This window comes from Nocardiopsis sp. iso_40 (assembly GCF_056173285.1).
Map to the genome: position 1 here is coordinate 578,619 of NZ_CM149666.1, position 14,736 is coordinate 593,354.

General features: G+C 69.1%; 1 protein-coding gene. It reads left to right on the plus strand.

Features of this window, described 5'->3' with window-relative positions; translation table 11 throughout:
• Nucleotides 1-587: 587 nt before the first annotated feature.
• A complete protein-coding gene (locus AC0VYD_RS02540) occupies nt 588-14,651 on the plus strand; it encodes an amino acid adenylation domain-containing protein (RefSeq protein WP_475478394.1) in 14,064 nt (4,687 codons plus the stop codon).
• Nucleotides 14,652-14,736: the final 85 nt, after the last annotated feature.

Here is a 14,736-nt window from a genome sequence, read left to right on the forward strand (position 1 = left end):
TGGGTGACCCTACTCGTTGGAAACATTATTCTCGGTGTTCATATGGCCTCTTCCTCTTCGTGGTGCACATCAATGCGAACCGCATTGCCGGGTGTTGGTGGTGGCGTTCCGGTGGCACCCGGATAACCTTTGGCGTGTTCCGGGCCACCCTCCCGGGCGGGGGCGTCTTTTACCCCCGGTCCTCCCGGGGCTGCCGTTCCACGGTCCGTGGTGGGAGGAATCCCGGCCCGAAAGTGCAGTTCGCAGCGCTTTCCGGTGCTCTTGGTGGCCCCGCGCCCGGGCCCGGTCGGGTGCTCCATTTTCCCGAGGCCACCAAGGGTTTTGCTGTCTCTCTTGTGTCCGGGTCCGGCCATTTGCGTCTCACTGTGCGGCGGGCGGCCCATCATCATGTGCCTGACCTGCGGAATGAGGATATAGCCGTATCTCTTGCTCTACCCAGGGGTATGGGTGAGTATCGGTTCTGGTCGAACCTGGCTGTCCTATGTCGCGTGGAGCGTCGGGCAATCCACTCTGCAGGAGAACGACAAGCAGCCGTTCCGATGTTTTTCACAGCCCAGTCGCACCTGAATCCAGGAGTTTTCATCGTGATGCCCTCCCAGGGAACCCAGCGCCCCGAGTACGTCGACCGGACTCCGCTGTCTGCTTCGGTTCCGGAGGTGTTTGCGGAGCAGGTGGTGCGGGTGCCGGGGGCGCCTGCTGTGGTGGGTGGTTTTGGTGAGGTGTCGTATGCGGAGTTGGATGCGCTGAGTGCGGGTGTGGCTTCGTTGTTGTGTGGTGGGGGGTTGGCCGCTGAGGGTGCGGTGGTGTTGGTGTTGGAGCGTGGTCCGCATGTGGTGACGGCGATGTTGGGTGTGTTGCGTGCGGGTGGTGCTTATGTGCCGGTGCATGGTGATGATCCGGCGGAGCGTGTGGCGTGGTTGGTGCGGGAGACGGGTGCGCGTTTCGTGCTGACCGATGCGGCTTCTCGTGGTCGGGTGCCTGGGGGTTTGGGTTCGGGTGTGCGGGTGGTGGACCTGGACGAGGAACTCACACCCGGGGCCTCGAAGGCGGGAACTCCGGCAGCGGCGGTGCCGAACACAGCGGTGACGGACGCGGCTGTGCCGGAAGGGCACGGGACCGCGCAGACCGATGAGTCGTGGCGGGAACAGCGGCAGGACCCCGCCTCCCTTGCGTATGTGATGTTCACGTCGGGTTCGACGGGGTTGCCCAAGGGTGTGGCCGTCACGCATGGGGATGTGGTGGCGCTGGCGTTGGATGGCCGGTGGGGTGGTGGTCGTGATGAGCGGGTGCTGTTCCATTCCTCGCATGCTTTCGATGCGGCGACGTATGAGGTCTGGACGCCGTTGTTGCGGGGCGGTGCTGTGGTGGTGGCGCCTGCGGGGCGGATCTCGGCGGAGGAGTTCGGGGCGGTGGCCCGGGAGTTCGGGGTGACGTCGACGTTTGTCACGGCGGCTTTGTTCAACCTGTTCACGGCGCAGGACCCGGGCTGTTTCGCGCCGTTGCGTGAGGTGATGACCGGGGGTGAGGCGGCGAATCCGTTGGCGGTGGAGCGGGTGGTGCGGGCGTGTCCGGGCACGGTGGTGGCCAATGGTTACGGGCCGACGGAGACCACGACGTTCGCTGCGCATTTCGCGGTGGATCCGGGGGACGTGCCGGAGCGGTCGGTGCCGATCGGTAGGCCGTTGGAGGGGATGAGTGCCTGGGTTCTGGATGGGTTTTTGCGTCCGGTGCCTGTGGGTGTGGTGGGTGAGTTGTATGTGGGTGGTGCGGGTGTTGCTCGTGGGTATTTGAATCGTCCGGGGTTGACGTCGGAGCGGTTTGTGGCTGATCCGTTTGGTTCGGGTGGGCGGTTGTATCGCACGGGTGATCTGGTGCGGTGGGACGTCCGGGGCCAGTTGGAGTATGTGGGGCGTGCTGATTCGCAGGTGAAGATCCGGGGTTTTCGGATCGAACCCGGTGAGGTCGAGTCTGCTCTGTTGGGGTTGTCGGGTGTGCGCCAGGCCGTGGTGGTGGTGCGTGAGGACACTCCGGGTGTGCGGGTGCTGGTGGGTTACCTGGTGGGGGAGGAGCTCGACGCCGAGGGGTTGCGGGCCCGCCTGACCGAACAACTCCCCGCCTACCTGGTCCCCTCCGCGCTCGTCACGCTCGACTCGATGCCCCTGAACCAGAACGGCAAGGTGGACCGGCACGCGTTGCCCGCCCCCGAACGCGACACCGCGGCCTACACGGCTCCCCGCACCGACACCGAACGCGTGATCGCGGACGAGTTCGCCTCGGTTCTGGGTGTGGAGCGCGTGGGGGTGCACGAGGACTTCTTCGCGCTGGGCGGGGACTCCATCCTCGCGGCCCGGGTCCTGTGGCGCCTCGACGGCCTGCTGGAGACGGACTTCGGCCAGCGTGCCCTGTTCCGCCACCGTACGCCGGAAGCCCTCGCGCAGGCGGGTGGGACCGACAGCAGGAAGAGCCCCCTCCGGCGGGCCGACCGGGACCACCCGCTCCCCCTTTCCGCCGCGCAGCGCCGCCTGTGGTTCCTGCACCAGATCGAGGGCGCCAGCGCCGAGTACTACACCGGTGCGGGCTTCCGCATCCGCGGCTCCCTCTCCCCGGAGGCGCTGTGCACGGCCCTCACGGACCTCCAACGGCGGCACGAGGCGCTCCGCACCACCTACGACACGGTCGACGGTGAACCCGTACAGCTGGTACGCGACCCCTGGGACGGGAACGAGCTGCTGTCCGTGGCGGACCTGAGCGGCCTGCCCGAGGAGCAGCGCGCCCTCGCCCTGGACGAACACCTCCTGCGCGAGGTGAACACCCCCTTCGACCTGGTGCACGGTCCCGTGAACCGGGCACTGCTCATCGCGCTCGCGGAGGACGAGCACCTCCTCGTGCTGAGCACGCACCACATCGCCTGCGACGGCTGGTCCGTGGACGTCATGGTCCGCGACCTCGCCGCGTTCTACCGTGCGTCACTCGAAGGGACCGAACCCGGGTTCGTGGAGGGGGAGCCCGACTACGCCGACTTCGCGGTCTGGGAACAGGGCCGCTGGGCGGAGCCGGACGTGCGGGAACGCCTCGCGTACTGGGCACGCGAGCTGGAGGAGGTGCCACCGCTCGCCGTGCCCACCGACCGGCCCCGACCGGCCCAGCGCACGACCTCCGGTGCCGTCCACCGCTTCACCCTCTCCCGTGAGCAGGCCCGCGGCCTGGTCGAACTCGGCCGGGAGCAGGGGGCGACCCTGTTCATGTCCCTGACCGCGATGACCCAGGTGCTGCTCGCCAACGCCTCCGGAAGCAGGGACGTCGCGCTGGGGATCGCGTCCTCGGGGCGCGACCACCGCCAGGCGGAGGACATGGTCGGGTTCTTCGTGAACCCCCTGGTGATCCGCTCCCGGCTGGTCCCCGGCATGACCGTGTCCGACTTCCTCGGCGCCGTGCGCGACCGCATCGAGGAGGCCTTCGAACACGAGCTGCCCTTCGACCGGGTGGTGGACGAGGTCGTGGCCGAGCGCGACCCCAGCCGGGGACCGCTCTTCCAGGCGCTGATGGTGTTGCAGAACGCGCACACCGGCGCACTCGACCTGCCCGGACTGGACGTGGACCCGGTCGAGCTGCCCAGGGCCTCGGCACTGTCCGATCTGGTTTTCGAGTACACGGAGCAGGACGACGGCATCCGTGTCGCGATCGAGTACAACACCGACCTCTTCGACCACCGCCGCGTCCTCGGTCTGGCCGACGCCCTGTCCCGTCTGGTCTCGCTCGCCGTGGCCGAACCGGAACGGGGTCTGGCCGCGGTCGACCTCCGTACCGAGACGGACCGGGCCGAGCTGACCGCCTGGAGCAGCAACGAGGCCGCTTCCCTGCCCGCTTCGGTTCCGGAGGTGTTTGCGGAGCAGGTGGCGCGGGTGCCGGGGGCGCCTGCTGTGGTGGGTGGTTTTGGTGAGGTGTCGTATGCGGAGTTGGATGCGCTGAGTGCGGGTGTGGCTTCGTTGTTGTGTGGTGGGGGGTTGGCCGCTGAGGGTGCGGTGGTGTTGGTGTTGGAGCGTGGTCCGCATGTGGTGACGGCGATGTTGGGTGTGTTGCGTGCGGGTGGTGCTTATGTGCCGGTGCATGGTGATGATCCGGCGGAGCGTGTGGCGTGGTTGGTGCGGGAGACGGGTGCGCGTTTCGTGCTGACCGATGCGGCTTCTCGTGGTCGGGTGCCTGGGGGTTTGGGTTCGGGTGTGCGGGTGGTGGACCTGGACGAGGAACTCACACCCGGGGCCTCGAAGGCGGGAACTCCGGCAGCGGCGGTGCCGAACACAGCGGTGACGGACGCGGCTGTGCCGGAAGGGCACGGGACCGCGCAGACCGATGAGTCGTGGCGGGAACAGCGGCAGGACCCCGCCTCCCTTGCGTATGTGATGTTCACGTCGGGTTCGACGGGGTTGCCCAAGGGTGTGGCCGTCACGCATGGGGATGTGGTGGCGCTGGCGTTGGATGGCCGGTGGGGTGGTGGTCGTGATGAGCGGGTGCTGTTCCATTCCTCGCATGCTTTCGATGCGGCGACGTATGAGGTCTGGACGCCGTTGTTGCGGGGCGGTGCTGTGGTGGTGGCGCCTGCGGGGCGGATCTCGGCGGAGGAGTTCGGGGCGGTGGCCCGGGAGTTCGGGGTGACGTCGACGTTTGTCACGGCGGCTTTGTTCAACCTGTTCACGGCGCAGGACCCGGGCTGTTTCGCGCCGTTGCGTGAGGTGATGACCGGGGGTGAGGCGGCGAATCCGTTGGCGGTGGAGCGGGTGGTGCGGGCGTGTCCGGGCACGGTGGTGGCCAATGGTTACGGGCCGACGGAGACCACGACGTTCGCTGCGCATTTCGCGGTGGATCCGGGGGACGTGCCGGAGCGGTCGGTGCCGATCGGTAGGCCGTTGGAGGGGATGAGTGCCTGGGTTCTGGATGGGTTTTTGCGTCCGGTGCCTGTGGGTGTGGTGGGTGAGTTGTATGTGGGTGGTGCGGGTGTTGCTCGTGGGTATTTGAATCGTCCGGGGTTGACGTCGGAGCGGTTTGTGGCTGATCCGTTTGGTTCGGGTGGGCGGTTGTATCGCACGGGTGATCTGGTGCGGTGGGACGTCCGGGGCCAGTTGGAGTATGTGGGGCGTGCTGATTCCCAGGTCAAGATCCGGGGTTTCCGGATCGAACCCGGTGAGATCGAAACCGCGCTCCTCGGCCTCGACGGTGTCGCGGAAGCCACCGTCCTGGTCCGCACCGCCCCCGCAGGCGGACGACACCTGGTCGCCTACGTCGTCGGGCACGACGCGGGCCTGACCCAGGAGGACGCCGACGAACTACGCGAACGGCTGTCGCGGGACCTGCCCGGGTACATGGTGCCGCACGCCGTGGTGGCACTCGACACCCTGCCTCTGACCCCGAACGGCAAGGTGGATCGGCGTGCGTTGCCTGCTCCTGAGGTCTCGGCGGGTGGTGATTCCTATGTGGCGCCGCGTTCGGAGGTGGAGCGGGTGCTGGCCGGGGTGTTCGCTTCGGTTCTGGGTGTGGAGCGCGTGGGGGTGCACGAGGACTTCTTCGCGCTGGGCGGGGATTCGATCCTGAGTATTCAGGTGGTCTCGCGGGCTCGGCGTGAGGGTGTGGTGGTCACTTCCAAGGAGGTGTTCGGTCGGCCCTCGGTGGCTGCGTTGGCCGAGGTCGCCCAGATGGAGACGAGCAAGGCCTCGGTGGTGGGTCCGGTGTCGGGTCGGGTGGGTCCGACACCGATCACGGAGTGGTTCTTCGCCACGCATCCGGTGGCTCCGGACCATTTCACGATGGCGGTGCTGTTGGACTTGGCCGAGCCGGTCGAGGTCCCGGTACTGGAGCAGGCGTTGGATGCGTTGGCGGTCCAGCACGACATGCTGCGTCTGCGGGCGGATGGTCAGGGTCTGCGGGTTCTGGCGGCGGGGGGGTCCTCGTTCGGTCTGGCGGTGGTGGACCTGGGCGGGTCGGATCCGGGTGAGCGTGCTGGTGTGGTGCGTGAGCGTGTCGAGGCGGAGCAGGCTTCCTTGTCGTTGGAGCGGGGTCCGGTGGTGCGCGCGGTCCTGTTCCGAGAGGGGGACGCTGAGCGGTTGTTGTTGGTGGCGCATCACCTGGTGGTGGACGGTGTGTCCTGGCGGGTGTTGTTGGAGGATCTGGGGTCGGCTTATCGGCAGCTGTCCGCGGGCGGGGTGGTTGATCTGGGTTCTCGGAGTACGCCTTTCCCGGTGTGGGCGGAGTGGTTGGCTCGGCACACCACCGAAGGCGGCTTCGACGACGAGATGGACCACTGGTCCCGTACCGGCATCCGAGCGGAAGTCCCCCGGGACCACGATGCCCCCGGCAACGGCCGGGTCGCGGACCAGTCCGTCGTGACCGTCTCCCTGTCGGAGCGTGTGACGGGGGAGTTGTTGCGTGAGGTTCCGGGGGTGTTCCGGACACGGGTCAATGACGTGTTGTTGGCTGCTCTGGGCCGGGTGTTGTGTGGTTGGACCGGTGAGGACCGGGTGTTGGTGGATCTGGAGGGTCACGGTCGTGAGGAGTTGTTCGAGGGGGTGGACACCTCGCGGACGGTGGGGTGGTTCACCAGTATGTTCCCGGTGGTGCTCTCCTCCGCCGATGGGTGGGAGTCCCAGGTCAAGGGGACCAAGGAGATGCTGCGGTCGGTGCCCCGTCGGGGGGTGGGCTTCGGTGCCCTGCGCTACCTGGGTTCGCCGGAGCAGCGTTCGGTTCTGGCCGGTCTGCCGACTCCGCGGGTGAGCTTCAACTACCTGGGCCGCTTCGACACCGGAACCGGAACGGAGAACCTGTACACCGGGTTCGAGCTCAACCCCGGCGGGGAACACGCCCCGGAGGAGGAGCGCCCCCACCTGATCGACGTCGTCGGCCGCTTCGAAGGCGACCGCCTCACCTTCGACTGGTACCACGCCGAAACCCACCACGACCGGGCCACCATCGAGGAACTCGGCGCGCTGCTCATCGACCGTCTGACCGATCTGGTCGGGTTCTGTCTGGGTGAGGGTGTGGGTGGTGCGACTCCGTCGGACTTTCCGTTGGTGTCGTTGGACCAGGTTCAGGTGGACCGGTTGGTCGGTGACGGCCGGGATGTGGCGGACGTGTGGCCGCTGACGCCGATGCAGCAGGGCATGTTCTTCCACACCTTCCTGGAGCCGGATTCGCCCTCCTACTTCGAGCAGGTGGTGGTCGAGCTCGACGGCGTGCAGGACCTGGAGGGTTTGGGTCGTGCGTGGGGTTCGGTGGTGGAGCGGCATCCGGTGCTGCGCACCACGGTGGCCTGGCAGGGGTTGGACGAGCCGGTCCTGCTGGTGCACCGACGGGTGGGGACCCCGGTGTCTCAGGTGGATCTGCGCGGTCTGGGTGAGGCGGAGCGGGATCGGGCGGTCGCCGCTTTCCTTACTGAGGACGAGGCCGAGGGGTTGGACCTGGTGCAGGGTCCGCTGCTGCGGGTGGGGCTGCTGCGTGTTTCGGACAGCCGTGTGGTGGTGGTGTGGACGTTCCACCATCTGTTGTTGGACGGTTGGAGTCTGCCGCTGGTGCTGGAGGACGTCCTCACCGCCTACCGGGGAACACCGCTACCGGCACGAGCGGACTTCCGCCCCTACCTCGAACTCCTCAGCGAGCAGGACCCCGCCGAGGGAATGCGCTACTGGCGCGAACTCCTGGCCGACGTCGAGGCACCCACCCCGTTGCCCTACGACCGCACACCAGGAGACGTCCGCCAGGTCAGCTCCACCGGAAAGTCCGGGCACACCCTGACCCCGGCCCGCACCGATCGCGTGCACGGTTTCGCCCGTGAGCACGGTCTGACGGTGAACGCGCTGGTGCAGGGCGCCTGGGCGCTGCTGCTGTCAGCCCACTCGGGTGAGGACGACGTGGTGTTCGGTGCCACGACCTCCGGCCGGCCCGCCGACCTCCCCGGGGTGGAGTCCACCATCGGACTCTTCATCAACACCCTGCCGGTCCGCACCACCCTCAACCCCGCCGACCGGACCGTCGACTGGCTCCGCGACCTCCAGAACGGCCTGGTGGAGTCACGCCGCTACGAACACCTGCCGCTCAACAGGGTGCAGGCCCAGAGCGGACTACAGGGGAACACCCAACTGTTCGACAGCATCGTCGTGTTCGAGAACTACCCCGTGGACGAGGAGTCCGCCCGGGCGCACGGCGTCACCGTGGAGAGCGTCACCGCGAGGGAGGCCACCAGCTACCCGCTGACCCTGGTCGCCTACGACGGCTCCGCCATCGACCTGCAACTCCGCTACGACCCGGCACTGTTCTCCGCGGCCACCGTCGACCGGCTGCTGGAGCGGCTCGCCCGCCTGGTGGACGACATGGTCGCGCACCCCGACCGCCCCCTGGCCGGGCTCGCACTCCTCGACAGCGAGGAACACGACCGGGTCGAGGCCTGGGGCGACGGCGGAGCCCCCCGACAGCTCCGGACGGTCCCCGACCTCTTCGCCGCCCAGGTGGCACACCGACCGGACGCGACCGCGCTGTCCGCAACCGACCGGGAATGGACCCGGGCCGAACTCGACTCACGGGTGCGCGCCATCGCCCGGCGCCTGACGGACCGGGGCGTGGGAGCCGGAGACATCGTGGGGGTGCGCCTCGAACGCGGTCCGGAGCTCATCGCCGCCTTCCTCGGGATCATGACCGCCGGTGCCGCCTACCTTCCGATCGACCCGAACTACCCCGACGCCCGCCAGCGCTTCATCGCGCAGGACTCCGGGGCGACCCTCGTCATCACCGGGACCGGTCCCGTCGACACCCTGCCCGGGGACCTGGAGCAGGTCTCCGTCGCCGACCTCTGGCGAGTGACGGACGACGGGCACGGTGGGAACGGGGGCGCCGCCCCCGCGCGGCCGAGACTGGACGACCTCGCGTACCTCATCTACACGTCGGGTTCCACCGGCACGCCCAAGGGCACCATGGTGACGCACCGGGGTGCCGCGGAGCTGGCCGAATCCATGGCCGAACGCTTCGCCACCACGGAGGACACCCGGGTCCTGCAGCTGGCCTCGCCCAGCTTCGACGCCTCGGTGATGGAAGTCCTCATGGCCCTGGGCGCCGGTGCCCCCCTCGTGCTCCCGGAACCGGGTCCGCTCGTGGGCGAGGACCTGGCGGAAGTCCTGCTGCGGGAGCGGATCGGGCTGACGATCATTCCCCCGTCCCTGCTGGCCTCGGTTCCCGAGGGGGACTTCCCCGCACTGCGCACCCTGGTGGTCGGAGCGGAGGCCTGCACCGAGGAACTCGTGCGGCGCTGGGCCCCCGGACGGCGCATGGTCAACGCCTACGGCCCCACCGAGATCACCATCGCGGCCACCCTCAGCGACCCGCTCGTCCCCGAGAGGACCCCGCCGATCGGCCGCCCTGTACTGGGCACCCGACTCCGGGTGCTGGATGGGTTTTTGCGTCCGGTGCCTGTGGGTGTGGTGGGTGAGTTGTATGTGGGTGGTGCGGGTGTTGCTCGTGGGTATTTGAATCGTCCGGGGTTGACGTCGGAGCGGTTTGTGGCTGATCCGTTTGGTTCGGGTGGGCGGTTGTATCGCACGGGTGATCTGGTGCGGTGGGACGTCCAGGGTCAGTTGGAGTATGTGGGGCGTGCTGATTCCCAGGTCAAGATCCGGGGTTTCCGGATCGAGCCCGGTGAGGTCGAGTCCGCTCTGTTGGGGTTGTCGGGTGTGCGCCAGGCCGTGGTGGTGGTGCGTGAGGACGCCCCGGGTGTGCGGGTGCTGGTGGGTTACGTGGTGGGGGAGGAGCTCGACCCCGCGGGGTTGCGGGCCCGCCTGACCGAACAACTCCCCGCACACCTGGTCCCCTCCGCGCTCGTCACGCTCGACTCGATGCCCCTGACCCCGAACGGCAAGGTGGATCGGCGTGCGTTGCCCGCTCCTGAGGTCTCGGCGGGTGGTGATTCCTATGTGGCGCCGCGTTCGGAGGTGGAGCGGGTGCTGGCCGGGGTGTTCGCCTCGGTTCTGGGTGTGGAGCGCGTGGGGGTGCACGAGGACTTCTTCGCGCTGGGCGGGGATTCGATCCTGAGTATTCAGGTGGTTTCCCGGGCTCGGCGTGAGGGTGTGGTGGTCACTTCCAAGGAGGTGTTCGGTCGGCCCTCGGTGGCTGCGTTGGCCGAGGTCGCCCAGATGGAGACGAGCAAGGCCTCGGTGGTGGGTCCGGTGTCGGGTCGGGTGGGTCCGACACCGATCACGGAGTGGTTCTTCGCCACGCATCCGGTGGCTCCGGACCATTTCACGATGGCGGTGCTGTTGGACTTGGCCGAGCCGGTCGAGGTCCCGGTACTGGAGCAGGCGTTGGATGCGTTGGCGGTCCAGCACGACATGCTGCGTCTGCGGGCGGACGGTCAGGGTCTGCGGGTTCTGGCGGCGGGGGAGTCCTCGTTCGCTCTGGCGGTGGTGGACCTGGACGGTGTGGCCCCGGGTGAGCGTGCTGGTGTGGTGCGTGAGCGTGTCGAGGTGGAGCAGGCTTCCTTGTCGTTGGAGCGGGGGCCGGTGGTGCGTGCGGTCCTGTTCCGTGAAGGGGACGCTGAGCGGTTGTTGTTGGTGGCGCATCACCTGGTGGTGGACGGTGTGTCCTGGCGGGTGTTGTTGGAGGATCTGGGGTCGGCTTACCGTCAGCTGTCCGCGGGCGGGGTGGTTGATCTGGGTTCTCGGAGTACGCCTTTCCCGGTGTGGGCGGAGCGGTTGGCTCAGCACACCACCGAAGGCGGCTTCGACGACGAACTCCCGTTCTGGCGGGCCCTGGCCGAAGAGTCCGCCGACCAACCGCCGAGCCGTACCGAAACCGACCAGAACACCAACGCGACCGAGGACGTCGTCTCGACCCGGCTGTCGGAGCGTGTGACGGGGGAGTTGTTGCGTGAGGTTCCGGGGGTGTTCCGGACACGGGTCAATGACGTGTTGCTGGCTGCTCTGGGTCGGGTGTTGTGTGGTTGGACCGGTGAGGACCGGGTGTGGGTGGACCTGGAGGGTCACGGTCGTGAGGAGTTGTTCGAGGGGGTGGACACCTCGCGGACGGTGGGGTGGTTCACCAGTATGTTCCCGGTGGTGCTCTCCTCCGTGCAGGGGTGGGAGTCCCAGGTCAAGGGGACCAAGGAGATGCTGCGGTCGGTGCCCCGTCGGGGGGTGGGCTTCGGTGCCCTGCGCTACCTGGGTTCGCCGGAGCAGCGTTCGGTTCTGGCCGGTCTGCCGACTCCGCGGGTGAGCTTCAACTACCTGGGCCGCTTCGACACCGGCGGCGAAGGGCTGCACACCAGCATGACCCTCACCGGAAGCGAGTCCCCCGACGAACTCCGCGCACACGAGATCGACATCGTCGGCAGGCTGGAGGACGACCGGCTGGTCCTCAGCGCGGCCTACTCCCGGGCGCTGCACGACACCGCCGCCGTCCAGGACCTCGTCGACCGGCTGGAAGCCGAACTCACCGATCTGGTCGGGTTCTGTCTGGGTGAGGGTGTGGGTGGTGCGACTCCGTCGGACTTTCCGTTGGTGTCGTTGGACCAGGTTCAGGTGGACCGGTTGGTCGGTGACGGCCGGGACGTGGCGGACGTGTGGCCGCTGACGCCGATGCAGCAGGGCATGTTCTTCCACACCTTCCTGGAGCCGGACTCGCCCTCCTACTTCGAGCAGGTGGTGGTCGAGCTCGACGGTGTGGACGACCTGGAGGGTTTGGGTCGTGCGTGGGGTTCGGTGGTGGAGCGGCATCCGGTGCTGCGCACCACGGTGGCCTGGCAGGGGTTGGACGAGCCGGTCCTGTTGGTACACCGACGGGTGGGGACCCCGGTGTCTCAGGTGGATCTGCGCGGTCTGGGTGAGACGGAGCGTGAGCGGGCGGTCGCCGGTTTCCTGGCCGAGGACGAGGCCGAGGGGTTGGACCTGGTGCAGGGTCCGCTGCTGCGGGTGGGGCTGCTGCGCGTTTCGGACAGCAAGGTGGTGGTGGTGTGGACGTTCCACCATCTGTTGTTGGACGGTTGGAGTCTGCCGCTGGTGCTGGAGGACGTCCTCACCGCCTACCGGGGAGCGGCCGTTCCTCCCAGGCCCGCCTTCGACGACTACCTCACCCGGCTCGTCGAGCAGGGCACCGAGGAGGGTTACGCGTTCTGGCTCCGTGAACTCGAGGACGTGGAGGGCCCCACCCCGCTGCCCTACGACCGTGCTCCCGCCCGGGTCCGGGCCGCTCGCTCCGTCGAACGCCGGGAGGTGTCCCTGCCCGCCGAGGACGCCGCGGCCGTCCAGGGTTTCGCCCGTGAGCACGGTCTGACGGTGAACGCGCTGGTGCAGGGCGCCTGGGCGCTGCTGCTGTCGGCCTACTCGGGTGAGGAGGACGTGGTGTTCGGTGCCACGACCTCCGGCCGGCCCGCCGACCTCCCCGGGGTGGAGTCCACCATCGGTCTCTTCATCAACACCCTGCCCACCAGGGTCCGGACCGACCCCAACGCACCGGTGGCGGCGTGGCTCCGCGACGTCCAGGAGAACCAGGCGCGGGCCCGTACCCACGACTACCTGCCGCTCAGCAGGATCCAGGCCGGGGTGGGGCTCCCGGGGGACACCCAGCTGTTCGACAGCGTCGTCGTGTTCGAGAACTACCCCGTGGACGAGCGCCCGGCAGGCGATGACGGCCCGACGGCCAGGCTGGTCGCCGCCAACGAGGCGACCAACTACCCGCTGGCCCTCAGCGCCTACGCCTCCGACGGGGTCCGGCTGCTGCTCGGCTACGACCCCGCCTGCTTCGACACCGCCACCGTCGACGTCCTCCTCGACGACCTGGCGAGGATCCTGCTCTCCCTCACCGAGGCCCCGGACCGGCCCCTGGGCCGGGTCGCCTCCGCGGACCCCCGCCGCGCCCTCGGGTTCAGCGCGGGCGAGGACCCCGACCCCCGCTCGGGGACCGTCACCGGGCTGTTCGCCGACCGGGTCGCCGAGCACCCGGAGGCGCTCGCGGTCACGGGCTCCGGCCGGAAGTGGTCCTACGCCGAACTCGACGCCGAGTCCGGGGAGCTCGCCGAGCACCTGTGCGCGCTCGGAGTGGGTCCGGGGTCGAGGGTCCTCCTGCTGATGCCGCGTTCCCCGCGGGTGGTCGTCGCGATGCTCGCCGTCCTCAAGGCGGGCGCCGCCTACGTGCCGCTGCACGACACGGTCCCGACCGAACGGGTCGGGCAGATGGCGCACGGGGTCGGGGCGGACGTCGCGATCGCCGACCCCGCAATGGCGGAGCGCTGCGCCGGCCTCGGATCCGTGGTCCGGTACGGCCCGGACGGCCTGACCGCCCCGGAACGCCGCCCCGTCGACCCGGTGACGGTCCCGGCCTCCGCGGCCTACACCATGTTCACCTCGGGCTCCACCGGGGTGCCCAAGGGCGTGGTGGTCGACCACCGCGACATCGTCGCGCTCAGCGCCGACCACCGGTGGACCGAGGGCCACGAGCGGGTGCTGTTCCACTCTCCGCACGCGTTCGACGCCGCCACCTACGAGGTGTGGGTGCCGCTCCTCAACGGCGGGACCGTCGTGGTGGCCGACGAGACGGTGTCCGCACCGGTCCTCCGGAAGACGGTCACCGAACAGGGCGTGACCGCGGTCTTCCTGACCACGGCCCTGTTCAACCTGTTCGCCCACCAGGACCCCGCCTGTTTCGAGGGCCTGACGGAGCTGTGGACCGGCGGCGAGGCGGCGGACCCGGCCTCCTTCGTCCGGGTGCTGGAGACCTGCCCCGACACCAGGCTCGTGCACGTGTACGGGCCCACCGAGTCGACCACGTTCGCCACCTGCGGGCCGGTGGACCCCGAGGAGGCCCGGGCCGGGCTGTGCCCGATCGGCCGCCCCATGGACGGCACCGGCACCTACGTCCTCGACGGAGCCCTGCGGCCGGTGCCGCCGGGAGCGGTCGGAGAGCTCTACCTGTCCGGGGACGGTCTGGCCCAGGGCTACGACCACCAGCCCGCACTGACCGCCGAGCGGTTCGTCGCCGACCCCTTCTCCCGCGGCGGGCGGCTCTACCGGACCGGCGACCTCGTGCGCTGGACCCGGGACGGCCGCATCGTCTTCGTCGGCAGGGCGGACGGGCAGGTCAAGCTGCGCGGTTACCGGATCGAACTCGGCGAGATCGAGAGCGCCCTGCTCCAGGGGGAGGGCGTCGCCCAGGCGGTCGCCGTCGTGGCCGAGGCACCTTCCGGCGGACGGCAACTGGCCGCCTTCGTCACCGGGACCCCGGACACCACCGGCCTCCGGGAGTCCCTGGAACAGCGGCTGCCCGCCTACATGGTGCCGTCGGTGCTCACCGTGCTCCCGGAACTGCCGCTCAACCAGAACGGCAAGGTCGACCGCAGGCGCCTCCCCGACCCCGACTGGCAGGGCGCCGCGGCGCCGGTGCACGTCGCTCCGCAGACCCCCACGGAGGAGGCCGTCGCCGAGGTCTGGACCAACACGCTCCGCCTCGAACGCGTGGGCCGCGACGACAACTTCTTCGACATCGGCGGTGACTCGGTCCGCAGCCTCCAGGTGGTCCGCGAGATCGAGGAGCTGCTGGACGTCAACGTCCCCGCACACCTGCTCTTCGACCACCAGACGCTGCGCGCCTACGCTGAGGCCGTCGAGGAGGTGCTCATGGAGCAGCTCTGACCTCGCAGAACCCGTGTGACCGGTGCCGGGTGCCGCCGAGTAGGCCACCCGGCACCCGAACCGGTACCATTCTGTTGGACGCACC

Bases quoted from the DNA above. Each gene is read 5' to 3' on its own strand.
- AC0VYD_RS02540 (WP_475478394.1), top strand. From the start codon at position 588: ATGCCCTCCCAGGGAACCCAGCGCCCCGAGTACGTCGACCGGACTCCG.